Origin of the sequence: Bacillus altitudinis, from assembly GCF_001191605.1 — a bacterium.
Lineage (GTDB): Bacteria > Bacillota > Bacilli > Bacillales > Bacillaceae > Bacillus > Bacillus altitudinis.
In genome coordinates this window covers 1,769,312-1,793,786 of sequence record NZ_CP009108.1, presented here as the reverse complement: position 1 = coordinate 1,793,786, position 24,475 = coordinate 1,769,312, and the positions used below count along the sequence as shown (strand labels likewise).

The following is a 24,475-nucleotide window of genomic DNA, read 5'->3' as shown; positions in this document are numbered from 1 at the left end:
AGGGGAAATAATGAAATCTCAAAATGTGATCATTATCGGCAGTGGTGTAGCAGGATTGGCTACTTCTTTATTCTTAAAAAAGGCTGGAATGGAAAGTACGATTTATGAAAGCAGGTCAGATGAAGAATTAGAAACAGGAGCAGGTTTTTTACTGTCTCCGAATGGGGTAAAGATTTTGGATGGAATCGGGTGTAAAAATGAAGTGATAGCAAATGCAACAGTGATAAAGAAGATCCAGCAAATAAACAGTGAAAATGAAGTAGAAGCGATCTTTCACAATTATAGTGAAAAATATTATGATGCTCCTTTACTGAACGTCATGAGAGACCAAATCATCAAATCACTTTTAAAAGAAGTTCACCGTCAAGGAATAGAAGTGAAATACAACAAAAAGTTAATCTCAATCAAACAGCAGCCTCATACCGTTCAGGTTCTTTTTGAAGATGAAACTGAGATAACAGGTGATATTGTAATAGGAGCAGATGGAACTTTTTCTAAAACAAGAGAGGCTATTGCGTTTAATGCTAAATTAGACTATAGCGGTTTTTGGGGACTACAAGGAGTATCGTTTGTGAATGATTTTGTATTGGATGAGGCAACAAGTTATTTTTACAATGACGGAAACTTTCAATTCATTTTTGGGAAAGCGCATCCAACAAATAAAATGAATATTTTATGGCAAGCTTTCTCTCAGTGTCCTGAGAAGTTACCTACAAAACATTTTGAGAAAGCCAATCAAGAAACCATCCGACAGTTATTATATAAACAAATGGAACATTGGAACATTCCTAAACACCTTTCTGACATCATCGATCATACTAACATGTTCTTTCCAAGAAGTATCTATGAAATAAAGGATTTTCCTGTGTGGTCAAAAGGACGTGTTGTTCTTGTAGGTGATGCGGTACATACGGCGAACCCTTTTGTTGGTCAAGGGGCATCGTATAGTCTAGAAGATGCCATGCTCATAGCAAAGATGCTAAGGGATCATGATTATCGAGATGCGTTCTATTATTATGAAAAGGATCGAAGAAAGAGGACAGAAGAATTGAATGCGCTATTTCAGCACATGAGTATTCAAAACAATATTGATAAAAAAATGAACGAATACACGATTGAATGGGATGAAAAAACTTACGTATGAGATGAAAGATAAAAAACACCACTTATGCTAAAAAGTGGTGTTTCTTGTGTTGTCTCCGTGCATAAAGGATCGCACCAATCAAACTGACGAGTGAAATCAATGCGAGAATTCTGATATAAGGCGGATAGTAGGTTAGCACGATCTCGTTTTTTCCTTTTTCTATTGGAAAACCGATAAACGCATAATTGGCTTGTTCAATATCGGTTTGCTGGCCGTTCACCGTGAGCTCCCAGCCTTTTTCATATGGAACAGGCAGAATCATATAATCATCGCCACGCTTGTTATCATAAGAGATCGTAAAGCGGTTATTTTTAAGCTTTACTTGCTGGCTACCGTCATCCTGTTTTTCTTTTTCATATGCTCGCTCAAGGATGCGGTATGGCTCATGATACAGCTTTAATTGACTCAGCTCATACGTCCCTTTTGGCACTCGAATGGAAAGGATTTTTTCAGCTGGGATTCGAATCGTCACGTCATTAACGCCTGTTTTGTAGATAGACGTATTGCTTTTGCGTGATGTGACGTAGTCATCCACAGATAACTGAAACCCTTCGTTACGGTCGGTCCGCTTCACATAAAAGCTCACATACACATCCCCCACGCGAGCGATATCATCTGGAAGGGTGATATTCAGCCCGCCCGTTTCCCCGTATACATCAAGCACGCCATTTTCGTATACCGCTTGTTCAGTATGAATGTTTGTATCCTTTATTCGATCAGGCGATTGGTCGATTTCAGCATTTCCTTTTTTGTTTAAGATCACACCTTGCAACATCGCATGTTCTTTATCAAGTGCTGACGCATGCTCTAGTGACTTTTCTGAATAGACGGTACTCGTTGTTCTTGCAAATGGGAGCGGACGTGTATTTTCATACACTTCATAATGTTCGCTTTCCAATATTGGCTTGAAATAAACCGGCGGTGAGAAAGACATCGATTTGTCTCTCATATAATACTTCCCGTAGGTCAGGCTGTATAAATTCGCCCTGTCTCCCATTGATGCATACCGGCTGACACTTTCCCGCCCCATATCAATTTGCAGGTCATTCCAGTAGAAATGGAGCAGATGCTGATTCAATATACTTGAATACGCACTCATGCCTTGAAAACCTTCAAATAACGGGGTATTGTTGCGCACACCATTCATCCAATCAATCCGGGCAAGCGGATCTTTTGAAGAGCGGCTTTGAATCTGCTGAATGAGCTTCATTTGCTCATGTCCAGCATACGCCTCACTACTCAGATACGTATCTGATACGCTCTTAATATTGCTTCTTTCAAATAAGTAGCCCTGCTGATACACGCCTGCTGTCAGTAAGCTCACAACGATGAGCACAGCTGAAAAGAGACGAAGGTGCAGACGTTTCCCCGCATGTATCGAGAGGAAGAACAAGCTGATCACAAGCATTCCTATTCCGGTAAACACAACAACATCCATATTTCCCTTTGCTCGTTCTGAAAGGGCGACTGCGAGAAGGAACACGATCCAAGCGCCTAACACCGCACGTTTTTTCCACTTCCACTCAATTTGCGAGAAATGCTTGATGGTGATGGCTACGACTGCTCCAACTGTAAAAGCAAGAATGTATTCAAATCTGTACTGCGGTGCAGAAAAACCATTAAACACGCTCGCCATCTTTGGACTGTAGTGAAAAATGATCAGCAGAACACTGATCGATGTGAACATGAAAAACCATCTGTTCCGGTAAAGCGGAACGAGAAACAGACAAATCAGAAAGATGACCGGCAATAAATACACCCTGCTTGTAAACAGCAGATGATCATGCAGCTCGAACCAAGGAATCGCCTGTTCATACGGCGGTCTTACATTATTGAGAAAGCCGTAAACAGACGGAATAAAAAAGGCAGCACTGATCCCAAACGATAACAACGTAGAGATCGCAAGGGTCCAGAACACCTTCCAGCCTCGCTCCTCGCTTTGAAGCTTGATCATATATCTGAAGACGAGATAAATGGCTAAAAAGATAAAGTGAATGTAAGCAAAGTAAAAATTATTGATCAGCATGAGACTGCAAGCCGCAATAAACCAAGCCGGCTTGCCTGTTTTAAAAATCCGTTCAACCCCGAGCACAAGCAGCGGAAGCCACATCATGCTGTCGGTGAAAAACTCCCAAAACGTTTGATGCCGAAAGTACACAATAGACAGTCCGTAAATACCGGCACCTGTCAGCGCCCCCAGCCTATGTTGCACAATCGAAAGAAGCACACGATATGCGATGAACAGAATGACCGTCAGCTTGATCACACTAAGCCAAATAACAGCATTTGCCCAAAAGTGAATATCTGTTGACTGTATAAGGTGAAGCGCATTCAACAGCCAGACGACAGCAACTGTGACCATAAAAACAGTCGATGTTGTAAAATAATAACCTAATTGCGTATATGTACCGCCGCCTAGACCAAATTGATAGGAATAAAAGAAGTTTCCTTTGACGTATTCATCATACAGCAGCTTTTTAAACGGGAGCATTTGCGAAATGCCATCCCCATCTCCCGTCATATATCGGCCTTGCGTATATTCATATAAGAAAAAGGAGTGTCCTAATAAAGCGAGAATGAGGCACATTCCAATGAGTATCCATTTACGTTTCATCATCTAAACCCTTTCTACAAAAGATCCACTGTTCATTGAAACAAAACAACCCAGCAAGCGTTTCGTGCTTGCCGGTTATTTGACTCCACGTTATTTAAATAACTGCGTTAACACTCGGTCTTGTTCTTTTGAGCTTGTCTCTTGTTCCATGACATTTGATTCTTGAATTAAGTAATGCGGCCTCTTTTTCGTTTCATAGTAAATCCGGCCAATGTATTCTCCGATCACGCCTAGACTCAAGAGCTGGACACCACCGAGGAAAAGCACAGCTGAGATTAAAGTGAAATAACCCGGTACCATGATGCCCGTTCTGACGATTTGAATAAAGGTCGCCACGATGTAAATCAAAGAGAGAAATAAGATCAAAATACCCGTATAAAAACAAATACGCAGCGGGCGGTTGTTAAAAGAAATAACGCCATCTATGCCATAGTTAAATAATTTCTTCAGTGACCATTTTGTATCACCATGCTGTCTTTCCACATTTTCATAATAGATGACCTTTTCTTCAAAGCCAATCCAGCAAAAAAGGCCTTTTGAAAAACGATTTCCCTCTTTCAGCTGAAGCAATGCGTCGATCGCTTGACGGGAAATTAAGCGGAAATCTCCTACACCATCACGCAAGTCCACTTCGACCACCTTGTTCATCACTTTATAATACATCGATGATAGGTAAGAACGAAGCTTGCTGTCCCCTTTACGGTTTCGTTTGGCAATGACTTGATGATAACCTTCTTCGTAGCCTCTAACAAAATCCTGAATCAAATACGTTGGGTGCTGTAAGTCGGCGTCCATAATGATCGCAGCTTCCCCTTTTGCATGCTCAAGACCTGCTAAAATTGCAGCTTCTTTCCCAAAGTTACGAGAAAAGGAAATGTATTTGACTTTTGCACTTTTGTGAGAGAGCTCTCTCATGTATTGAAGCGTATTGTCTTTGCTTCCATCATTCACAAAGATGATTTCAAAGTCATAATGAAAATCGCGAAACTCTTCCTCGAGTGCCTCAAAGATTCGTCTGATGTTTTCACCTTCATTGTAAGAAGGAATTATAACAGAGAGCAGTTCCCGTTCCATATCGCACCTTCTCTTCACTTTTTTCACATAGTCTGTTATGTTCATTATTCCTTTTTTGTCAGAAAACGAAACCCTTTTTTATTATCCATAAATTTCATGTATCCTTAATCGTTACATTATATCAGAGTTTTATTTCCAGTGATTTTCACCAACATGAATTTAATGTAATTTTAAGTTTATCCATTGTAAAAAGCCTGTAATTTTGATCACAGACTGGGTATTGTTTCATAAAATTGTTTAGTTATTTATATATTTTCCTGTTTATTGAAAAAGATGAGTAGAAGTGAAAAGGGCAACCCTTTTAATGCAGTAGCCCTTTGTTGTTTTGTTGCAAATGCTCATTTGCCTTCGATTGTTTATTTTGAAATAAATGCAGCTGAGCACCATAGCTTTCGATCCATTCTTGGACAATCCGTTCAGTCGTTTCCTGTCCTTTATATTTGCGGCCAGCCTTTGCATAAGTTGTTTCAAAATCACTCCAAAGGAGCTCTACCCATGTACGTGCTTCTTCATATGTGAGCATATTGTTTTTTTCCATTAGTTGTTCGGTTAATCGCTCAAAATATTGTTCCATACTGGTTCCTCCTTCATCTAGCAGAAAGTGCCTTTTTAAAAAAATCTCTTTTTTCATATACTACCCTTACGTCTTCAAAAGACGCAAATGATTTGTATTGTTTGGAGGGAATCAGTATGCGTAATAAAGCAAAGGGCTTTCCAAATCAAGTGAATCACAAGTTTGAAGGCGAACCAGGGGCCACAGATGCTTATGCATCTAAAAGGCCGAACGGTGAGACGAATACACGTCCACAGGAACGTATGAGGGCATCAGGGAAACGCTAATTTTTCCAAAGGGAGTGCTTGAGATATGAGTTCAAATGGGAAATCGTATATGGAAGACTTTGTTCAATTAAGAACAACCGCTTACCCTCAACCATGGGCGAATGCTAAACATTCTGCCTCTCAGGTCAACGGAGAAACGCAGCAAACGCAGCACGACATCGTACTTCAGAACAACGTCCGTAAACAACGTTCGAAGTAAAGAAAAGGACTGATCTCTAGGGATCAGTCCTTTTTCTTCTTACCTCAGCAAATGGCTATTGATCAGTCCTTTTGCGTAAGCATTGAAATCGGCAGGGCGTCTTCTTTATTTGGCGCTGATACTCTGTAGCCCCAAGCAAAAACCCCATTTAAATACTCCACATAAAACTGCTCGTCTGTATCTTTGATGTGATAAGTCGTTTTGGTCTGAATAGTAGCTGGATCTAATAAATAGGCTTTCGCCATGTCAATTTTCCGCTCCAACACGGCATATTCATTCACAATGCCTAGCTGCTCAGCCTTTCTTGCTTTTTCAGAAAGAGCGGCAATCTCCTGCTTTAATTCGTATTCTGTCATTTCACTATAGCGTTTTTCCATCTGTCATTCCCCTTTGTCTAAAACGTGATCAATTGTATCAAGATCAAAGCCTTTTCGGTAAAGGAATTGCTTCACTTTCATTTTTTTCTCAAATGATCCGTCATATCCTACCTTGCGTTTTGCCTTCTCAAGCATATAGTGAAGGGCTTCTTCTTCCTTTTCCTCTTCTTGTCCATCATAGGCTTCTTGAAGGGCTTTATCAATGATATCAAATGAAAATCCTTTTCGCTGAAGCTGCAATTTGATACGCTGTTCAATTTCTTTTGCGGACCGGTTTTTCTCTTTCTTAACCAGCTTCAGCACTTGTTTCACTGCTTCCTCTAGCTGCAAATCATTCGGATATTGCGATAGTGCTTGTTCGATGGTGTCATCGTCTATGCCTTTCAGCTTTAATTCTTTTTTTAGCACTGACGGGCCTTTGCTATTCGTTTTTCGGTGGGTGCTTACATATGCTTCTGCAAATTCAAGATCATTTACATACTTATAATGTTTTAATTTGTGTATAATTTCACTAATAGCAGGTGCTGGTATGTCTTTTTTCGTCAAATAATCGGTGACTTCTTTCACTGATCTCATCCGATACGATAAATAATCGACGGCCTGCTGAAATCCTTTTTTTACTGCATCACCGAATTGAATCTCTATGATATCGGCTTCGTCCAGCTCTTTTCCCTTTTTCAAATCATGCTGGACGAGCACATCTAGATCAACGCTAAAAGCGTACTTTTCATCAAGAAAGATGTTCACGCGTTCTGTATTGTTTTTCTGAGCAGAGATTTTCGTAATATAGGGCATCCTGTGATCACTCCTTTTTTCAAACAGTCAGGATGTTTCTTCTGATTCAAAATCGTGAAAGATATAGGTATGTATATGAGAGGAGAAGATGTCAATTGAATATCGCCATTACCGGAGGAACCGGGTTTATCGGCCAACATGTCACAAAGGTGCTCGCAGCTGAAGGACATCATCTATATATTTTAACAAGAAATCCAAAGGAATCCGAACAAAATCATTTACACTATGTGCAGTGGCTGACAGAAGGTGCTAAGCCTGAACATGAATTGCCTGCGATTGATGTATGGATTAACCTTGCTGGAAAATCCATTTTCACACGCTGGACGGACAAAGCAAAAAAAGGCATTCTCTCCAGTCGTCTTCAATCAACGCAAGAAGTAAGACGCATCATAGAAGCGCAGGAATCGAAACCATCTGTGCTCATTCAAGCAAGTGCTGTCGGTATCTATGGCACTTCCAAGACAGAGGATTTTACGGAGGAGGCCCCACCAGCCGATACAGACTTTTTAAGTCATACGTCAAAGCTTTGGGAAGCTGAAGGGCAAAAAATTGAGGCGCTTGGTATTCGCACGGTTTATACACGCTTTGGGGTGGTATTAGGAGAAAAAGGCACACTTCCTCTTATGACCTTGCCATACAAGCTGTTTGCCGGTGGAACGATCGGCTCTGGCTCGCAATGGGTATCTTGGGTTCATGTGGAGGATGTAGCACATCTCATTGCGTATGCCATTCTACATGATCACATATCAGGTCCACTCAATGTCACGTCTCCAAATCCTGTTCAAATGAAGCAGCTGGGGCAAACCATTGCATCTGTCCTTCATCGCCCTCACTGGCTGAAGGTGCCGTCCTTTGTTATCAAAACCGCACTTGGCGACATGTCATTGCTTGTTCTAGAAGGCCAACGTGCTCTGCCGAAAAAGGCACTGCTGTCTTCTTATGAATTTTTACACCCTGAGCTAAAAGAAGCGATTTTGCATTCAGAGGAATAAATTTTGTCAAAAACACCCATCCTATTAAAAATGAGATGAGGGGGCGATTTTGATGAAGAAAAAAGAACACCAGCCGACTTCAAAACTGAAGAAAACCCAGGAAGTTCTGTATCAGCAGGAATTCAAAAAAGCGGAAAGAGCAGCAGAAAAAAGAAACAAATAAAACGGATATTCCTCTTTTACAAGCACATAACTAAAGTGATCTTGTAAAGGAGGGAAAAGCTTTGAAAAAAGACCAACACAAAAAATCCAACCACCAGCTTGCGGCACAAGAGACGGATGGCGAATATGTTGAATTTTCCAAAGAACTTGCAGATCCGAATGACGTAAAAGCGATGGCACGTATGAAAGCAGCCGATCAGCGTGCCAAAAAACAATAAGTAAAAAAAACAGACCTTATCACAAGGTCTGTTTTTATTTGATTTCAGTTAGCAGGCTTGATGCCTTCTGACGTGACTTTTCCTCAGGCACCTCTTCTGGATAACCGATGTGAAGAATCGCGGCAAAGCGTTCGTTTTCCTTTAATCCCATATCCTGTTGAAACCCTTTATCGTATAAAATACGGCCGCTCTTCCATACCATACCGATTCCTTGATCCCAAGCTAGCAGCTGGAAGTTTTGAATGAGCGCACTCACAGCGGCAAAATCATCATTTCTCACAACTGGATTTTCGTCTTCTTTTAGAACAACAAGTAAAAGTGCTGGTACTTTAGAAAAATAATCTCTGTACTGTTTGATCTTTTCTTCTTTTGCGTTTGGATTGTTGCGTTTAAAGAAAGCAATAAACCGATCAACAAATACCTCTTTTGCTTCATCCGTCACTGCATATAAAAAACGCCAAGGTTCCGTGATTTTATGATTGGGTGCATAGACTGCGTCCTCTAATAATGGCTGAAGCTGTTCAATGCTCACCGGCGTTTCTTTGAATTTTCGAATCGATCGTCTATATCTGACAGCGTCTCGAACTGTTAACGCTTCTGTTTGTTGTTTTGTTTCTGGCATATATGTCATCCTTTCAATCAACCTTAATTGAAATTGATTCTCATTCACATTATAAACATGAACATGTGTTGTTTGCAAATAGGACCTCACCTCTCTGCTAAAAAGTTGTTTGACTTTTTCAAGTAATGTTACAATCATATTACGTTTTAAACAAATTTTGAGAAAAAAGCCAAGATGATGAAATGATTTCAGGTATTTCCACTTTGTCTCGTGCGGCTATTTTTTCAAAAAGCTTTCAACCCATGATTGGAAGGGAGGCTTCTGGATGGAATGAAAATCAATATTGGGCAAATCATCAAACTCTATCGTTATAAACAAAATATGACCCAATCGGAGTTGGCAGAAGGAATTTGTTCTGTCTCTCATTTAAGTAAAATTGAAAATGGCTCAAAAGAGGCCAATCAAGATACGATCAATCTTTTGCTTGAACGGCTTGGAATTAGTCAAGAAACGCTGTCGCAAAAGGCGCGTCACCTGCTGTCATTGCTCGATGAGTTTCAAATGAACATGTATTTCTATGCGCTCGATCAAGCAGAGCAAAATGCAGAAATGATCATTCATCACGAGGAACAGTTCTTTTCGCTAGATTTAGGGATTCAGTATCATTTGTCCTTATTTCAATTTTATTTATTAACAGAAAAACAGCAGCTTGCCTTAAAAACGCACCGCGTGCTTAAGAAGTTTGAAAAAACCTTTATTGACACAGAAAAAGAAACGTTTGAATATCTAGATGGCATCCATCAGATTAAAATCGGTCAGCTCGAAGAAGGATTGAAAAGACTTGAAAGCTGCTTTTCTTACGCTTCTGTTGAACAGAGCGACCTGTATTATCACTATGCAAAAGCACTTGGAGCCATGGGGCATCTCGGTGATGCGCTTGAGGCCACACATCAAGCAATGGATTTGTATAGACAAAAAAATAATTTCAAGCGGGTCATCCATTGTACACTCATTCATGGGGTCATCTCACTGGAATTAAAGGCCTTTCAAACAGCTAAAAGATATTTAAAAGAAGTGATTTTACACACGTCGCTTCACCCTGATGCTTATATTAAGATGACAGCTTATTTTTATTACGGGGTTCTCTTAAAACGCCAAGGAGATTTCTCATCCGCTGTGCCTTATTTACTAGATTCACTCAATTATTTTAATCAAGAACAGATAGAAGATCGTTACTGTGAAACGCTTTATGAAATCGCAACATTGTATGCGGAATATGATCGCAAAAAGGCGCTTCCATACATACACGAGCTGCTCAAACAGCCTCGTATTCAACCAAACTGTTTATATATGATTAAAATCTATAAATTGATGATTGAAGAGAATCCTCATGATTTGAAAACTTATTTAGTAGAAGCAGCGATTCCTTACTTTGAACACAATCAGCTCCACAATGAGTACTTGTTTGCTCTTAGAACCTTGCTTTCCTATGCGGCTTCTGAGCTTGATAAGCGTGCATATATGTCTTACACAACGAAGCTGCTTGATCACTTAGCATCATTTATCCCATATTACAAAAAAGCATGACCTTCTGCCGATCGAAGGTCATGCTTTTTCTATGATTAGATGGTCTTTTGTTGATCTGTATCGGGACGGGTGACTTGTTCGACAGAATGAATGTACCGTTTTCTCGCAAAATAATCGTAAGCATGCTGCCCAAAGCCAAGCCAAATGCTGAGTACAATGAATGGGACCGTTCCCCATAATGCAGGGATGTGACAAGCCATTCTCAGCCACGTATAAATCCCTGAGTTTTTTTGATTTTTCGCTAAGGAAATAGACACGATTCGTTTCTCTGCCTTCTCTTCACTAATTTTATTCAGTCTCAGCAGCTGTGAGTGTCTAAATGATTCAAAGTGAATTCGGTTTTTCCAATCGAGTGATTTCAACAGGTCAATCGCTTTTGCACATGAAGGACTTTGTCCGTCATAAAACACAAGCAGTCTGAGTGATTTGATGGAACGCTGTTCTCTTTTCTTTGATTCAGCGAGCTTCTTTTTTTCTTGATCGAGATAGATGATTTTTTTCATAAATTGATCGCCAGCCCTTTTCCTTCATTTATTTTTTTTAGTTCGTTCAAAGGAGATTACAACTAGATTACTATAGTTGCTGGGCCTCTTGTATTGGGAAAAAGCCATCCGACGTGCGTTATATGAGCCTTTAGATAAGGGCAAAATAGCTGATTTCATGGCATATATGAGGTTTTTCAACTAAAAGTGGTTGGGAAAATCGTGATGCTTTGCGGTTTTCTGCGGTATTTGATAGAATTCTGCGGTTTTTCTACATCTTTATGCGGTGTTTTGTAGGTGAAACGCAAAAACAAGATAAAAAAAGACTACTTCCCATTGCGGCGAAGTAGTCTTTTGGTTTATATTTTTGCCAAAACTTCTACTATTTCTTTCTCAATATCTTTCCATAAGTAACGATCTGTCGTATAGTGATGTGCGGCTTCTTTCGCAAACACTTTAAATGCTTCCTCAAAATCGGGTGCATCTTTATCCGGCTTTTTCTCGTCGACAAAGCGCTGAGCTTCTGCTGAGCGAGGTCCCCATTTCCCCACTTCTTTCCCGTCCTGATCAATGATGACGATAATCGGAATCGATCTTGCGGTCCCGTTCGTTAAATACTGATCCATCAGGTCTAGGTGCTCGTCCCGAATGAAATAGCGCGCATCAATCAGTGCTTCATTTGCAATACGCATGAAAATAGGTACATTAACCATCGCATCGCCGCACCAATCTGCCGTGATCACAAGCGCTCTGAGCTTTTTCTTTTGAAGTTTTTGAAGCAGCTCTTTTTCCTTTTGATGAATTGCGTACTGGTTGTACACCGTGAGTAAGTTTTCACGGTTTTTCTCCATGTTGTGTACATATGTACGTTCAGCTAATCCCTTTGTAAACCATTCATTTAGTGTCATGTGAACATCCCCCTTACCCTTCAACTTTACCACTTTTGCTATTCTTTTGTCTAAAAAAACCTTCACCTAGTGAAAGGTAAAGGTTCGTTGGACTTATGGACGCCGTTTTCGATTTGGGTCCATTCCTATCAGCTTAGTGACGAGCACCATTGTGACAGGCAGTGATGTATTCTTTTTATACGCTAAATATTTTCCGCGCCATTCTGGTTTATATTTCTGTTTAAACGACCGTAAGCCGCTGAAACTATACATATATCTGACGTTATTGAAGATGACACTCGCCAAACGTTCTGTCAGAAAGGACTGGTGGAACGTGCCTACATTCGATAATGGCGCCATTCCCATGTTAAAGGATGTGTAGCCTTTTTCTTTCGCCCATTGAAAAAGGTGGATAAAGAGTGCATCCATCATCCCATTCGGTGCATCATGCATATGACGCATGAGGTCGATGGATATCTCTCCTTTTTGGTACATCGGCATTAAGGACACAAAAGATATGATCTGCCCTTGTTCATCCTTTAAAATCGCAATCGGTGCTTTTTGAAGGTAGTCTTCATGGAAATAGCCTAATGAAAATCCTTTTTCTTTTTTCTTGCCCAGCCAGCTGTCAGAGATTTGTTTTAAGGTTGAAATCAATTCCTCTGAAAAGGGCGGCTCCAGCATTTCAAACGTATAGCCTTCTCTTTCAAATTTATTTGCGACAGCCCGTAAGTTTGATTTTTTCTTTCCTGACAAAGAGAACGTTTCTAAATCGACCATGGCTTCTTCCCCAAGCTTAAAGAAGTGAAAACCTAGGTCATGATAAAGCGCCATTCCTTCACGTTCTACTTGATAAAAAGCGACACGATAGCCTGCTTTTTCTGTCTGCTCCAAAAATTCTTCCAGTACAAGCGGATAAGAGGCTTTACGACCAGAAGGATCTCCAAGCACAATTACGCAACGGCCAATCCGGCCAAACTGAAGCATCGCCTCTCCATCACTTGAGAAAAACAGTTTTTTGTCTCCCAAAAAACCTAGATGACTCAGAGCATTTCCTCCCTTTTCTTCGAGAAAAGTTTTTAATTTTTCTTCATCTGCTTCTTCGCCGATTGGAACTGCTTTTTTATTAAAAATCAATTTGCTAATGAAAAAGAAAAGAGGGACGCCAATTAAAGCAATCATACTGGTCATCGTGATATGCCGTTCATTATGAACCAAATAGTCCTTGCTTAGGAAATGACCAATTTTCATCCAAATGAAGTTCCCAATGACATTATAGTTAAACAACACGAGTAAATATCCGGCGGCGGCCGCCACAAACTGATTCAAAGAATAAGGCGCCTGCTGCTTCACAAATTGATTTCGAAGCGAGAAAAATACCACCATGATGACCGGCAATATAAAGATCAAACTCAAGTTAAACCCTTTTAGTAAAGTAAACACAAAGCCGCCTGCTAGGGCAATCATTGTCAATAGATAAGACCGTTTTGTTCTTTTATACACTTCAATGGACAAAATCATTAAAATGATCCCGAACATTAAAGAAAGACCATTAAATCCTGATAACAAAAAGCGTGGAATGGTTGTGATCACACCTAAACGATCAACAGGAAGCACAACGGAAGCCATAATGAGCAAACCGCTTCCAAACGTTAAAATGGACAAAGATCCGTACAATAAACGGATGAGTAGCGCTCGGTGCAAAACAATTAAGACGTTCGTTGTTTCAATAGCAGGCGCCATTCTCGGATTGCCTTCAAGACGCCTGAGTGTTGTTCCAGTTAAATCGTATGCCGCTAGACAGAGTCCAAGAATAAACGGGAAAATGGAGTAAACGAAGCGGTACAATACAAGGGCTGTCAGCACCATCTCTTTATCAAACCCTATGTATTGCATACTGAGTAAAAAGATCAGATCAAACGAACCAAATCCGCCCGGAACCATACTGATTAAACCGCCGATTGACGCAATCGCAAAGACGCCTAATACAATACGAACATCAACGTTCATCCCCATAGAGACAACAGCCATGTACATGACAAGACCAGCTGCCAGCCACTCTAAAAACGATGCACCAATATAAGCATAGATCGGGTGCTTCAGTCCGTTTTCACCGCTCTCAATCGAGCTTTTTCGAATGGACGCCATGATGATGTAAATGGGCACAATACAAGCAAAAATAATGACAAATGCCCATAACCACGGCTCCTGACTAATAATACTTTCAACTGGCAAGACCCTAACTAAAATCAAATCACTGAAAATAGATAAGCCTAGCAGAACGGAGGATGTTAAAAGGGCAATGCCTTTCAGCAGTTTTTTCGTATCGGTTATGTATTCCTTGTATAGAAGCGTTCTAAGCCCTGCTCCTGATAAACCACCGAATCCAAGTACACTGTTAAAGGAGTTGGCGATCCAAGAAATTCGGATCGTTTTCCAGCCGCTGATGGGCATATCAAGGCTTTTTCTTAAAATAAAATCATATAAGGACATGGATAAAACAGCGACAAGTCCAAGAAAGACAAGAATAAACAAGTCCATTCGATTCAAGCTGTCAATAATATAAAACGTCTTTTTAATGGAAAGGCCGCTCAGCTCCTGCTTGGCGACAAAAATTAAGACAAGGATGATCACGATCGGAAAGAGCATTTTTAAGATCGTCATACCCGTTTTTTTGTTCCACATGTTTTTCCCAACTTTCTAAGTTGCTTCATTAATTTCAACTGACCATTATTATACAACAAATACCACTTAATTCATGCAGTTTAACATTCAAAAGCTTCATGATACTTTCAATTAGAAGTAAAAATCAGTAATATAAAGAAAAGAGCCGCTTAAAGGAAGTGAACAAGCGTGGAATATAATATTCATGACACCACCGTACTAAAAGAGGAAATCCTATCTCCTGAGGAAAAAAAGACATGGGTGCTGTATATGAAAGTGCTCACTGCTGCAGGACTTGGAGATGTTTCTGAATGGATGAAGCTTGATATGAGTATGCCTCAAATGAAAGTGCTCATGCTGCTCAATAACCATGGCTCTCTTAAAGTGTCCGAAATTGCTGAAAAAATGGGGGCTTCTTTGTCCAATATGACAGGGCTGCTTGATCGGTTAGAACAATCGAACTTTGTGGAACGAAAGCATTCTGAGCGTGATCGTCGAATCATTGTCGTAGAATTGACAGAGGAAGCGAAAAATATTTTCAGAAGTATTTATCAAAAAGGGCATGAAAAAATTAAAAATTCCCTGCAACGGCTCAATGACGAAGAAAAAGAAAAAGTCAATGAAGGTCTAGCCATTTTAGAAAAAGCACTTCGTCCTGAACGTGGCTAAAAAAGGAAAAAAGACGGTCACTTGAGGTCCGTCTTTTTTAATTCTTCTTTTCCTTGTTTATCTGGGGTGAAAAGATATTGACGAATGACTTCCCGATCATCCCACAGGAGATAACCTAAACCGATAATGAGAAAAATGATGCTGATCCACGTACCGCCTGGGAGTATATCTTCCAGTTCCTCGATCGTTCTTACTGTGCTTACATTTCCACCATAACGAATCTCAAACAAAACGAATTTTGCTATATAAAACAATGCCGCCATGCAGATAAACATAGCGCCGACAATTCTTCTACTAGACATGTGTTGACTCCTTTACTTCCACTGATTTCTTTTGATTAATTCCGTGATATGGGCAAGATGATGCTGTGAATGCCAGACGTACATTCCTGTTGCATCATACAAGGACACCGTTTGTTGATCGGCTGGATGGTAATATGCAGCGTTGAAATCTTCCTCTGTCATCTCGCGAAGTAATGTGACCCATCGGCGATGTAGACTGCTGATTAATGGCAGCGATAGGCTGATAGACGCCTTACTGTCAGGAAGTGAAGCAAATGCCTCCTGATCATATGGACGTATGTGCGGTGTTTCTTCTGTCAGCGCAAGTTTAAATCGCAAGTAGGCGTTCAGATGGCTGTCCGCTACATGGTGAATGAGCTGACGAACGGTCCATCCTCCTGGCCGATATGGGGTATCCAGCTGATCATTTGTCAATGGGACAACTGCCTCTTTATACTTTTGAGGAATGAGTGCCAGCTCATCAATCCATGCCTCCAGCTGCTTTTTCGTTTGTTGGTCCACCGGTTCATATAAGCCAATCGGATATTGTAATGATGTCATCTACTGCCCCTCCTTAAAATCCTTCTAGAACAAATTTACCTATCATCTTCCCTTGCTCAAGTGTTTGATGTGCCTGCTTCAAATTGGCGGCATTGATGGGGCTAAGCACCTTTGTTAATGTATGTTTTAACTTCTTCTCTTCAAATAATGTACTCGCTTCTTTTAAAAGCTCGTGCTGCTTCATCATATCCGATGTTTTGTACATCGGCCGTGTGAACATGAATTCCCATACAAATGCAGCACTTTTATTTTTGAGTAATTGAATGTCTAAATGCTGCTGATTTTCAACAATGGTACAGATCGTCCCTTGAGGTTTAATCGCTTCTGCCATCCCTTTGAAATGGCCATCTGTATCATTTAAGCATAAAATGTAATCCACTTCGCCAATCCCTTTTTCCTGAAGCTGCGCTAAGAGCGGCTCGTGATGGTCAATGATATGATCAGCCCCTAATGAGAGACACCATTCATTTGTTTCAGGTCTTGAAGCAGTGGCGATCACAGTCGCTTTCGCTAATTTGGCGAGTTGAATGGCGATAGAGCCCACTCCGCCTGCTCCACCGATGATCAGCAAGGTCGAGCCTTCTGCATTCCGCTTCATATGCATTCGGTCGAATAGCGCTTCATATGCCGTAATTGTTGTAAGAGGCATGGCAGCTGCTTCGGCAAAAGAGAGATTTGCAGGCTTTTTCGCCACAATTCTCTCATCCACAAGCTGGTATTCACTATTTGAGCCTTGTCGCGTGATATCTCCTGCGTAATAGACGTGGTCACCCGGCTGAAACAACGTACACGCTTCGCCCACTTCCACCACCGTACCGCTTGCATCGTAGCCAAGAATTTTCAGTTCTTCTTCTTTCTGATTCTTCGGTGACCTCACCTTTGTATCCACTGGATTCACCGACACAGCCTCTACTTTCACCAAAATATCCCTGCCAGCTGCTTTGGGCTTTGCCACCTCCTGATCGATCAAGCTTTGTTCATGCTCAATTGGCAAATACTCAAATAGTCCAACTGCTTTCACTCGCTCGCACTCCCTTTCTCCATGCTTCTTTTCCACATTTTATCATACATTTCTGATGCTGATGGATCAGTCAGCAAGCGATTGCACATTTAGGAGTTCTTCAAAGCCCTTCGTTCCCTCACGATGTAAGAAGGTCGAGCCTTTTGTAAAGAGAGGACATAGGTGAACCAGCCGCTCGATTTAAAGAAGTACTGAACATAATAAAACTGAATGTGCTGAAAGAAAACGACGATGAACAGAAAAATTGTGAATAATAGCGTCACAATGTCTCCCTGCATCGATCCACTGATCAATAACATCACAAAACCGAGCATCATGAGCTGTTCGAGCCTCTGCATGATCAGGATAACGAGATGTCCCCGTTTGGTTAGGTCACCTGATTGACGCTTTCGAATGTTTCTTGATTTATAAAACCATACCATACTTGTCACTAGATGATGAATGATAAAAAGAGAGATCATGACCATCAATAAAGGAGTTGATTCAAAAAGGTCTTTTATAATGAATGGGATCACCAAAAAATAAAATGCGGTAAATGCGTGTCTAGCTGATAAGAGAAATAGTTGTTTTTCTATGTATCGCTGCATGTGCCTCACCTCTATATGTAGTACGTCTCATTTGTCATAAGGTTCCTTCTGCCTATCAAAAAAGGATGCCCTTAAAAAGGCATCCTTCATGAATCAAGCTTAAAATGCAGCACTCAGTACGACAGGGCCTTGCGGAAGCTTGTTATCCTTTTTTGGTTCAAGGGTGACAGCCACCGTATCCCATGATTCGTTTGCTTCTTTTTCAGATAACGCATAGGTGACGGTGCCCTCTCCTTTGCTATCTGTTTTAAAGGCACCTGCCGGAACGGGCTGATCTCCTTTAATGAGCCATACTTGATAAACAGCTGATGAATCAAGCTGGCCTTTTAATCCGTCGGCACTCACGACAAGCTCTTTTTTGCCGTGATGCTCAATCACTGAAAAAGCACCCGTTGTTTTTGCCGATTCGGCAGATGCCAGTGATTTTGTCGCAACAACTTTGACAGGTTGTTCTGCTTGATCTGTTCCATTTGTTAAGAAATACACGTTCCCAGCTGCAGAAATGAGAAGTAGTGCGGCAACGAGAGGCAAAAGCCATTGATTTTTCTTCTTCATTGGCGGTTTCATCTCATTTGCATCACGCACTATTTTGAGATCTTGAGGCGGGTTCGATGTTGCAGCGATTGTTGTCTCTCGTATCTCTTCTTCAAATACTCTTGATAAAATGCGGTCTTTCATCCCTGCCGGAGGCGTTTCGTCCTCTGCTAGAAACGGAATATCAGACATGAGCGATGTCAGTTCTTCAAGCTCTTCTTTGCAATCCGAGCAATGTTTGATGTGTTCTTCAAACTGCGTCTTTTCTTCTCCTTGTAAATGCCCGTTAAAGTAATCAATGACTTGATGTTTACACTGAGTCATGCCTCTTCCTCCTTTCCTCCGCGAGACAGTTTCGTTCGTAAATGCTTCAATGACAATCGAACTCTTCCCTTCACCGTTCCAATAGGGATGCCTAGTTTTTCCGCAATGCTCTTTTGTGTCATTCCTTTAAAATAAACATCTTCGATGATGGTTTGCTGTTCTTTCGACAATGTTGATACTGCTTCACGTATGATTTGTTTTTCTTCGTTCCATTCTACTTCTTTTGACACATCTTCTTGATGATCTGCCAAGTATTCAATATGCTCATCTTCAAGAGCTGTTTCATTTCGGTGTTTCCTTAATAGATCGATTGCCGTGTTTCGTGACATCATAAATAACCATGAGGAAAATTTCCCTTTATCTGTATTGTATTCTCCTATGCCGCGCCAGAGCTTGATAAAGACTTCTTGAAGCACTTCCTCCGCCAGCTCACGGTTTCCAGTCATTTTATAAATAAACGAATATAACACACGTTCATAGCGATCATACAATATTTCAAGCGAGGGCTTGTGTCGATCATGTTTGATCTTATGATACAGCTCAAAATCCTTCAGTGTGTCCATGGTCATCTCCTTCCTTTTTCATGAGAAAGAGCATTATGCATTCATCATGAAATCTTCACGTATGGCTCATCACTCAAATTGCTGAGATAAGCCTCCTTTGTACTTTACTCTTTTTTCAAGGAGAAAAAAAGAGCGCTGAAAAAGGAAATGTGTTCCTCATGAGAATGTACTTACTAAACGGATGGATTGACCATTTGGATCACCCACCTCAAGGAAAGTCAAGAATGCATGTGTTTCATTCACTGTTCAGTTGATTTTAGCAAACTCTCATTAGTCTCTCAATTTACATCAGGTAGAACGCATCCTTTCATCATGTCATAATAGAACGAAATAGGAGAACTGGAGTGTCCGAAAATGATTGTAACGATTGTTCTTTTTTTATTAGCTGGTCTGGCTGAAATAGGCGGCGGTTATCTCGTCTGGCTGTGGCTGCGTGAAGCAAAACCCGTCAGCTACGGAATCGCAGGTAGCCTCATCTTGGTCGCTTACGGCGTCATCCCTACATTCCAGCAGTTCCCGACCTTTGGGCGGGTTTATGCGGCCTATGGCGGTGTTTTTGTCGTTCTCGCTGTGTTTTGGGGCTGGTGGGTCGATCGCAAAACCCCTGATATGTACGACTGGATGGGTGCTTTGATCTGTTTAGCTGGTGTCAGTGTGATGTTATTTGCCCCCCGCAGTTAATGGTCGGATGATGATCACACGCTAAAAAGCCGGCAATATGCCGGCTTCAGATTGTTGACAAAGGGCTAAAATGAACTTGATTTTAGCCCTTTGTCTTCTTTTCAGCGTGATAGAAAACCTTTGCAGCCCTAGGAAGGACGAGCATCGGCGCGGAGCGAAGTTGACATTCGTGAGCACCGAAGCGCAGGACTGACACCGAATGCGAGGGTTTGTCTACACGCTGAGCCGGCAATATGCCGGCTTTTCCTCTTTTACATTCTAAACTGTGTTTCATACAAACGCCGGTACATCCCGTCCATTTCCAGCAGGTCTTCATGCCTGCCTTGCTCCTTGATACCCTCTTTTGTTAAAACCACAATCCGGTCAGCATGCTGGATGGTCGCTAGGCGATGCGCAATAATAAACGTGGTTCGTCCTTCAGATAGTTCTTCAAGTGAGCCCTGAATAAAGGATTCTGTCTCCGTATCCAGAGAAGATGTGGCTTCATCTAAAATAAAAATTGGCGGATTTTTAAGGAAAATACGTGCAATGGAGATACGCTGTTTTTGTCCGCCAGATAACATCATTCCGCGTTCACCGATGATCGTATCAAGCCCATTTGGCAAGCTATTTACCAGATCCTTCAGTTGGGCTTTCTCCACTGCCTGCCACACTTCTTCATCAGATGCATCGAGTTTTCCGTATAAAATGTTTTCTCGGATGGTCCCATGGAATAAATAAATATCTTGCTGGACGACACCAATTTGTCTACGCAGCGAAGGCAGTGTCATCTTTCTTGTCTCTATGCCATCAATTGTAATGGTACCCTCCTGCCATTCGTAAAAGCGTGGCAGCAAACTGCAAAGCGTCGATTTCCCAGCACCAGAGGGACCTACGACCGCAATGGTCTCTCCTTGTTTCACCTCAAGATTGATGTCATGAAGAACCGGTTTGTCTGATTCATATTGAAAAGACACATGCTCAAAAACGATATCCCCATTTAACTGATCAACTTCAATGGCATCATCCGCATCCTTTTCATCAGGTGATTGATCGATGAGTGATGCAAATCGTTTAAAGCCCGCTGCACCTTTTGGATACATTTCAATGACTGCATTGATTTGTTGAATGGGTCCTAAGAAGATGCCTGTTAATAGCACAAATGACACAAATTCCCCATACGTCATATTTTTTTGCAGCACAAACCATGCGCCGCATACAAGGCCAAACACTGTCACACTCTTAATAAGAAAATGACTAACAGCGGTATGCACAGCCATCATTTGATATGTGGTTAGCTTTGTCTTTCTAAATTGCTCGTTATGTTCAATAAATCGGTCCATTTCATGTGATTCATTTCCGAATGCTTTCACAACACGTATGCCACTAATATTGTTTTCCACACGTGAATGGAATTGACCAATACTCGAGAACATTTTATCAAAAGCAGCAGACATTTTTTTCGTAAAGTAGACGGATAATCCGATCAAGAATGGAACGACAATAAATGTGAGAACTGCCAGCTGCCAATTAATCGACAGCATCAAGCCAAAGGCACCCGTGAGTGTCATGATAGCGATAAATAAATCCTCCGGGCCATGATGCGCGATTTCTCCAATATCCATTAAATCATTTGTCATACGGGACACGAGTTTTCCCGTTTTCTTTTTGTCAAAGAAGCGAAAGGACATTCTTTGTACATGAGAAAATAGCTGATTCCTCATATCCGTTTCTATATTAATGCCTAATTTGTGCCCAAAATAGGTGACGACATAATGCATCGTAGAACTGATCACGTATAAAACGAGGAGCAGAATGCCCCAAAACCAAATGGCATTCCAATCACCATTTGGCAGTAAATCGTCCATCACTTTACTGATGGCAAGGGGAAAGGATAATTCGAGTAAGGCTGCCAGTACTGCACAGGAAAAATCTAATATAAACAGCCCCATATATGGTTTGTAGTATGAGAAGAAACGCTTTAACAATTGACAGACCTCCTACCGATCAGACATTTCTGTCAATATGTCAGCAAACTCTTCCGCCTGATTTGCTACTGCAATCGGATCGTAAGGCCAGAAGAACTCTGTATCCATTTGATAGGTCTGCTCTTTTTTGACAGATTCTAGACTCTTCCAAATAGAATTGTTTTTATCAAATGTTCCGCCGTTGCTTTCATCAATGAAAATGTAATCTCCTGCATATTCAGGAAGGGTTTCATAAGAAATGACTTCATACCCTGTCTTACTTTTTAAAATCGTATCTCTGACCTGTTTTGGCGGGTTTACCTGTAATTGCTGATATAATGCCTGCCCGCCTCGGTAAATTCCGTTACCATATACATAGACATCATTTTTAAAAGCGCCCATGATCGAGACCGTTTCATTCTCTTTTAAAGCAGACTTCACTTTTTTTCTAGCAGCCTCGATTCGTTGATCGAAGGCGGTGAGGAATGCTTTTCCTTCCTCTTCTTTATTTAAAACTTTTGCCAGTGTCGTCAATTCTTCATGCGCATCTTTGAAAGAGCCGTAAGGATACACGATGGTAGGGGCTATTTTTTTGTACACATCATAGACTTTTTCATCCTGTACTGCTGTGATAATCAGATCAGGCTTTAAGCTAAGTGCTTTTTCAGCTGAACGCTCGTCACTGATGTCCTCTATTCCTTTTATCTTGTCTTTCAAGTGTACGTTCTTTAAATCCTGCGTGGTCGATCCAACAGGCTGAACGTCAAGTGCAATCACACTCCCTAAATATCCATCTACAAGAATTCGTTTAGGTTCAGCTGGAATCTCTATCTTTCCTTTCACTGTTTCAACCGTTTTCGTTTCTTGCTTTGATTCTGCTGTTTTGGCTTGTTCTTTATTGCCACAAGCCGTCAATATCATTAGAAGAATGACAGCACATATCCAATACGTCTTTTTCATCTCCATATTCCTCCTTCATTTTCGCCACTACAAATGAGAATAGTTATCAATTACTAGTCTCATGTATTCTATCAACCTCATCTGTCGTGGTCTATGGAGGATTCTCGCAACTTACATATGGACAATTGTTGGATAGGCTGGCTGTGTCAATTGAGAGACAAACCGGTCCATCAAAAGAAGTGCACGCTCTCCTTCATCAAATCGAAACTCCTCCAGTTTTACTGGATAAAAGGTACCATTTTTCACAGCCGATAATTGACGAAGAACATCACTTTCTTCCATTCGCTTGTCCATTTGCTTATACCACCCATATTGGTCAGAGACAATAAAAAACATATGATCCGCCTCGTATTCTCCAAGTCTCTCTAAAGGAATGACTGTATGTTGATTAGGAAGAAGAACTTCTTCTAAAATGGCTTTTGGAGGTTTTAAGCCAAGCGTTTCGTAAAGATAGAAGGCCCCTCTTGCCTCATAGGACCACATATACACTTTGTCATGTCCTCTCATTTCATAGATCGCAACGGTCTCGCCTTTTTCTCTAAAGGAAGACAGGGTGTTTCTTGCCTGTTGACTAAGCTGTTCAAATCGTTTCACCCAATCGTTTGCCTCATTTTCTCTTCCTAAAAGGCGTCCTATAGACAGTACATCTTGTACAGCATGATGACCGGCGTATGGTAGAACAAGAACAGGTGCGATTTGCTCCAATCGCTTGATCAATGCAGGTTTTGAATAATAATAGTTAGGGACGATGATGACATCTAATTGAAGTGATTTAAAGACGTCATCAGGCGTATGTTCATTTATGACGAGCGAACTAGCAAGATGTTCTTTGAGTATATCTGAATGGAGATCGGTTTCTTCGTCAATACAAACAGGCTCAATGCCTATTGCAACCAATGACCCGACAAATTGAAAAGCAGCAATCCGTTCTGGTCTTCGGTTCATTCGAAACTGACTGGGCGTTCTTCCTGTTTTTTGACGGAACTTCCTGCTGAAATATAAACTGTCTGCATACCCGACTTGCCGTGCTATGATTTGAATTTGATCGTCTGTTTGTAAAAGACGTTTTTTGGCTTCGTCTATTCGAATTTGTGCAATGTATTCTGTCACACTCATTCCCATACTTTGTTTGAAAAAGGTAGAAAAGTAACTCTCATGAAACCCCATCTTATGAGCTAAGTCTTTTCTTGTTAGTTTTTGATCATAATGCTCAGCCATATACTGCAAGATCATGTTAATCGAATAATGCACTTTTTCGTTGTATGGCTTGGATTGTTTGCGGAAAATGAACATGATTTCTTCCAGCCATTTCGCCTGTTCTTGTATGATTTGGCTCGTCTGTATTTGTTTGATGTAAGAAAAAAGGACGGCAGAGCCTTTCACCACTTCCCCGTTATCAGGGAGATGATCATGATTCACCTTATAGACCAATTCATTTTGTGCATCATGTGCCAGAGTGAATTGGTCAAATGTGACCGTATAGATCACTACTTGCTCGCTGGATAAAGATTCAACCATGACATCTATTCCTGAGCGGATCAACACACTGTCTTTGGCATTTAGCTCATATCGAATTCCTTCCATGTCAAGTCTCACCGCACCGTCCGTAGTCAAGAACATCAGTGAAGATGTTTGCCATGAGTCCGTTTGTTTCACAGAAAGAGATCGTTTACTGCTTTCTTTCATGCGAAGAATTGTATGAGTATAGGCGGTCATTTTCTCTTTCTCCTTCCATATAAAAAAGTGCTAAA

27 protein-coding genes are annotated in these 24,475 nt (G+C 41.0%); 9 read left to right on the top strand and 18 right to left on the bottom strand.

Features of this window, described 5'->3' with window-relative positions; genetic code table 11:
- The first annotated feature begins 10 nt into the window (after positions 1-10).
- The gene (locus tag ID12_RS08945) at positions 11-1,144 is read left to right on the top strand and encodes an FAD-dependent oxidoreductase (protein WP_050827074.1); all 1,134 of its coding nucleotides are present in this window, start codon (positions 11-13) and stop codon (positions 1,142-1,144) included.
- A gap of 22 nt (positions 1,145-1,166) precedes the next feature.
- Here ID12_RS08945 and ID12_RS08940 read toward each other — a convergent pair whose 3' ends face one another.
- The 3 genes from ID12_RS08940 to ID12_RS08930 all read right to left on the bottom strand — a co-directional run bounded on the left by ID12_RS08940 (position 1,167) and on the right by ID12_RS08930 (position 5,406).
- A complete protein-coding gene (locus ID12_RS08940; RefSeq protein WP_050827073.1) occupies positions 1,167-3,761 on the bottom strand; it encodes a YfhO family protein in 2,595 nt (864 codons plus the stop codon).
- 87 nt (positions 3,762-3,848) lie between these two features.
- Positions 3,849-4,832, bottom strand: a complete 984-nt coding sequence (locus tag ID12_RS08935; protein WP_008341983.1) for a glycosyltransferase family 2 protein — start codon at positions 4,830-4,832, stop codon at positions 3,849-3,851.
- Between the two features lie 301 nt (positions 4,833-5,133).
- Positions 5,134-5,406 (bottom strand): YfhJ family protein, encoded by a 273-nt coding sequence (locus ID12_RS08930; RefSeq protein ID WP_017358840.1) that lies wholly within the window; start codon positions 5,404-5,406, stop codon positions 5,134-5,136.
- A gap of 116 nt (positions 5,407-5,522) precedes the next feature.
- On the opposite strand from ID12_RS08930, the gene ID12_RS08925 reads away from it, so the two are divergent.
- Positions 5,523-5,672, top strand: coding sequence for a small, acid-soluble spore protein K (locus tag ID12_RS08925; protein ID WP_003217849.1), 150 nt, complete (start codon positions 5,523-5,525; stop codon positions 5,670-5,672).
- Positions 5,673-5,697: 25 nt separating this feature from the next.
- On the top strand, positions 5,698-5,871 hold the full coding sequence (locus ID12_RS18880; RefSeq protein WP_003217811.1) for a YpzG family protein: 174 nt from the start codon (positions 5,698-5,700) through the stop codon (positions 5,869-5,871).
- Positions 5,872-5,933: 62 nt separating this feature from the next.
- On the opposite strand, the gene ID12_RS08920 is transcribed toward ID12_RS18880, so the two are convergent.
- Both ID12_RS08920 and recX read right to left on the bottom strand, forming a co-directional pair.
- Positions 5,934-6,248 carry a YfhH family protein gene (locus ID12_RS08920; protein WP_007496702.1) on the bottom strand — a complete coding sequence of 105 codons (315 nt, stop codon included), beginning with the start codon at positions 6,246-6,248 and terminating at the stop codon, positions 5,934-5,936.
- Between the two features lie 3 nt (positions 6,249-6,251).
- Positions 6,252-7,043, bottom strand: a complete 792-nt coding sequence (recX, locus tag ID12_RS08915) for a recombination regulator RecX (protein WP_017358838.1) — start codon at positions 7,041-7,043, stop codon at positions 6,252-6,254.
- Between the two features lie 95 nt (positions 7,044-7,138).
- Here recX and ID12_RS08910 point away from each other — a divergent pair, with 95 nt between their 5' ends.
- The 3 genes from ID12_RS08910 (at position 7,139) to ID12_RS08905 (ending at position 8,415) form a co-directional block, all read left to right on the top strand.
- Entirely contained in the window at positions 7,139-8,035 is an 897-nt protein-coding gene (locus ID12_RS08910; protein WP_048002110.1) for a TIGR01777 family oxidoreductase, read from the top strand.
- Positions 8,036-8,087: 52 nt separating this feature from the next.
- A complete protein-coding gene (locus ID12_RS18875; RefSeq protein WP_017358836.1) occupies positions 8,088-8,198 on the top strand; it encodes a YfhE family protein in 111 nt (36 codons plus the stop codon).
- Positions 8,199-8,259: 61 nt separating this feature from the next.
- Positions 8,260-8,415 (top strand): YfhD family protein, encoded by a 156-nt coding sequence (locus tag ID12_RS08905; protein WP_008341997.1) that lies wholly within the window; start codon positions 8,260-8,262, stop codon positions 8,413-8,415.
- A gap of 34 nt (positions 8,416-8,449) precedes the next feature.
- Here the strand turns inward: ID12_RS08905 and ID12_RS08900 are convergent, their stop codons facing one another.
- Positions 8,450-9,037: a nitroreductase family protein gene (locus ID12_RS08900; protein ID WP_050827681.1), complete on the bottom strand. Its 588-nt coding sequence runs from the start codon at positions 9,035-9,037 to the stop codon at positions 8,450-8,452.
- 270 nt (positions 9,038-9,307) lie between these two features.
- On the opposite strand from ID12_RS08900, the gene ID12_RS08895 reads away from it, so the two are divergent.
- On the top strand, positions 9,308-10,564 hold the full coding sequence (locus tag ID12_RS08895; RefSeq protein WP_035391280.1) for a transcriptional regulator: 1,257 nt from the start codon (positions 9,308-9,310) through the stop codon (positions 10,562-10,564).
- A gap of 35 nt (positions 10,565-10,599) precedes the next feature.
- Here the strand turns inward: ID12_RS08895 and ID12_RS08890 are convergent, their stop codons facing one another.
- From ID12_RS08890 to mprF, 3 genes are all read right to left on the bottom strand, one after another.
- Positions 10,600-11,067, bottom strand: a complete 468-nt coding sequence (locus tag ID12_RS08890) for a thiol-disulfide oxidoreductase DCC family protein (protein ID WP_007496690.1) — start codon at positions 11,065-11,067, stop codon at positions 10,600-10,602.
- A 338-nt stretch (positions 11,068-11,405) separates the two neighbouring features.
- Positions 11,406-11,954 (bottom strand): thioredoxin family protein, encoded by a 549-nt coding sequence (locus tag ID12_RS08885; protein ID WP_008341670.1) that lies wholly within the window; start codon positions 11,952-11,954, stop codon positions 11,406-11,408.
- A 93-nt stretch (positions 11,955-12,047) separates the two neighbouring features.
- Positions 12,048-14,618, bottom strand: coding sequence for a bifunctional lysylphosphatidylglycerol flippase/synthetase MprF (gene mprF, locus ID12_RS08880; protein WP_041090743.1), 2,571 nt, complete (start codon positions 14,616-14,618; stop codon positions 12,048-12,050).
- A 168-nt stretch (positions 14,619-14,786) separates the two neighbouring features.
- On the opposite strand from mprF, the gene ID12_RS08875 reads away from it, so the two are divergent.
- Positions 14,787-15,266 (top strand): MarR family transcriptional regulator, encoded by a 480-nt coding sequence (locus tag ID12_RS08875; RefSeq protein WP_008341672.1) that lies wholly within the window; start codon positions 14,787-14,789, stop codon positions 15,264-15,266.
- A gap of 17 nt (positions 15,267-15,283) precedes the next feature.
- Here ID12_RS08875 and ID12_RS08870 read toward each other — a convergent pair whose 3' ends face one another.
- The 6 genes from ID12_RS08870 to ID12_RS08845 form a co-directional block, all read right to left on the bottom strand.
- Entirely contained in the window at positions 15,284-15,568 is a 285-nt protein-coding gene (locus ID12_RS08870; protein WP_046527466.1) for a hypothetical protein, read from the bottom strand.
- 12 nt (positions 15,569-15,580) lie between these two features.
- A complete protein-coding gene (locus ID12_RS08865; protein WP_050827072.1) occupies positions 15,581-16,108 on the bottom strand; it encodes a YfiT family bacillithiol transferase in 528 nt (175 codons plus the stop codon).
- Between the two features lie 13 nt (positions 16,109-16,121).
- Positions 16,122-17,129, bottom strand: coding sequence for a zinc-binding alcohol dehydrogenase family protein (locus ID12_RS08860; RefSeq protein ID WP_035703737.1), 1,008 nt, complete (start codon positions 17,127-17,129; stop codon positions 16,122-16,124).
- 89 nt (positions 17,130-17,218) lie between these two features.
- Complete coding sequence (locus ID12_RS08855; protein ID WP_050827071.1) at positions 17,219-17,716, bottom strand: hypothetical protein; 498 nt, start codon at positions 17,714-17,716, stop codon at positions 17,219-17,221.
- 99 nt (positions 17,717-17,815) lie between these two features.
- Positions 17,816-18,574: an anti-sigma factor gene (locus ID12_RS08850; RefSeq protein ID WP_050827070.1), complete on the bottom strand. Its 759-nt coding sequence runs from the start codon at positions 18,572-18,574 to the stop codon at positions 17,816-17,818.
- A complete protein-coding gene (locus tag ID12_RS08845; RefSeq protein ID WP_008341682.1) occupies positions 18,571-19,137 on the bottom strand; it encodes an RNA polymerase sigma factor in 567 nt (188 codons plus the stop codon). The genes ID12_RS08850 and ID12_RS08845 overlap by 4 nt, the downstream gene beginning before the upstream one ends.
- A 354-nt stretch (positions 19,138-19,491) precedes the next feature.
- Between ID12_RS08845 and ID12_RS08840 the strand changes: the two genes are divergently transcribed.
- Entirely contained in the window at positions 19,492-19,818 is a 327-nt protein-coding gene (locus ID12_RS08840) for a YnfA family protein (RefSeq protein WP_007496671.1), read from the top strand.
- A 251-nt stretch (positions 19,819-20,069) separates the two neighbouring features.
- Here the strand turns inward: ID12_RS08840 and ID12_RS08835 are convergent, their stop codons facing one another.
- The 3 genes from ID12_RS08835 to ID12_RS08825 form a co-directional block, all read right to left on the bottom strand.
- The gene (locus tag ID12_RS08835; protein WP_050827069.1) at positions 20,070-21,785 is read right to left on the bottom strand and encodes an ABC transporter ATP-binding protein; all 1,716 of its coding nucleotides are present in this window, start codon (positions 21,783-21,785) and stop codon (positions 20,070-20,072) included.
- Positions 21,786-21,797: 12 nt separating this feature from the next.
- Positions 21,798-22,724, bottom strand: coding sequence for an ABC transporter substrate-binding protein (locus ID12_RS08830; protein WP_017366861.1), 927 nt, complete (start codon positions 22,722-22,724; stop codon positions 21,798-21,800).
- A 111-nt stretch (positions 22,725-22,835) separates the two neighbouring features.
- Entirely contained in the window at positions 22,836-24,440 is a 1,605-nt protein-coding gene (locus ID12_RS08825; protein WP_050827068.1) for a helix-turn-helix domain-containing protein, read from the bottom strand.
- Positions 24,441-24,475 lie beyond the last annotated feature (35 nt).

Coding starts and splice junctions, on each gene's coding strand:
- ID12_RS08945 (WP_050827074.1), top strand. CDS start 11: ATGAAATCTCAAAATGTGATCATTATCGGCAGTGGTGTAGCAGGATTG.
- recX (WP_017358838.1), bottom strand. CDS start 7,043: ATGCCCTATATTACGAAAATCTCTGCTCAGAAAAACAATACAGAACGC.
- ID12_RS08935 (WP_008341983.1), bottom strand. CDS start 4,832: ATGGAACGGGAACTGCTCTCTGTTATAATTCCTTCTTACAATGAAGGT.
- ID12_RS08845 (WP_008341682.1), bottom strand. CDS start 19,137: ATGGACACACTGAAGGATTTTGAGCTGTATCATAAGATCAAACATGAT.
- ID12_RS08890 (WP_007496690.1), bottom strand. CDS start 11,067: ATGAAAAAAATCATCTATCTCGATCAAGAAAAAAAGAAGCTCGCTGAA.
- ID12_RS18880 (WP_003217811.1), top strand. CDS start 5,698: ATGAGTTCAAATGGGAAATCGTATATGGAAGACTTTGTTCAATTAAGA.
- ID12_RS08940 (WP_050827073.1), bottom strand. CDS start 3,761: ATGATGAAACGTAAATGGATACTCATTGGAATGTGCCTCATTCTCGCT.
- ID12_RS08930 (WP_017358840.1), bottom strand. CDS start 5,406: ATGGAACAATATTTTGAGCGATTAACCGAACAACTAATGGAAAAAAAC.
- ID12_RS08825 (WP_050827068.1), bottom strand. CDS start 24,440: ATGACCGCCTATACTCATACAATTCTTCGCATGAAAGAAAGCAGTAAA.
- ID12_RS08885 (WP_008341670.1), bottom strand. CDS start 11,954: ATGACACTAAATGAATGGTTTACAAAGGGATTAGCTGAACGTACATAT.
- ID12_RS18875 (WP_017358836.1), top strand. CDS start 8,088: ATGAAGAAAAAAGAACACCAGCCGACTTCAAAACTGAAGAAAACCCAG.
- ID12_RS08830 (WP_017366861.1), bottom strand. CDS start 22,724: ATGAAAAAGACGTATTGGATATGTGCTGTCATTCTTCTAATGATATTG.
- ID12_RS08865 (WP_050827072.1), bottom strand. CDS start 16,108: ATGACATCATTACAATATCCGATTGGCTTATATGAACCGGTGGACCAA.
- ID12_RS08870 (WP_046527466.1), bottom strand. CDS start 15,568: ATGTCTAGTAGAAGAATTGTCGGCGCTATGTTTATCTGCATGGCGGCA.
- ID12_RS08840 (WP_007496671.1), top strand. CDS start 19,492: ATGATTGTAACGATTGTTCTTTTTTTATTAGCTGGTCTGGCTGAAATA.
- mprF (WP_041090743.1), bottom strand. CDS start 14,618: ATGTGGAACAAAAAAACGGGTATGACGATCTTAAAAATGCTCTTTCCG.
- ID12_RS08925 (WP_003217849.1), top strand. CDS start 5,523: ATGCGTAATAAAGCAAAGGGCTTTCCAAATCAAGTGAATCACAAGTTT.
- ID12_RS08850 (WP_050827070.1), bottom strand. CDS start 18,574: ATGACTCAGTGTAAACATCAAGTCATTGATTACTTTAACGGGCATTTA.
- ID12_RS08920 (WP_007496702.1), bottom strand. CDS start 6,248: ATGGAAAAACGCTATAGTGAAATGACAGAATACGAATTAAAGCAGGAG.
- ID12_RS08900 (WP_050827681.1), bottom strand. CDS start 9,037: ATGCCAGAAACAAAACAACAAACAGAAGCGTTAACAGTTCGAGACGCT.
- ID12_RS08855 (WP_050827071.1), bottom strand. CDS start 17,716: ATGCAGCGATACATAGAAAAACAACTATTTCTCTTATCAGCTAGACAC.
- ID12_RS08895 (WP_035391280.1), top strand. CDS start 9,308: ATGAAAATCAATATTGGGCAAATCATCAAACTCTATCGTTATAAACAA.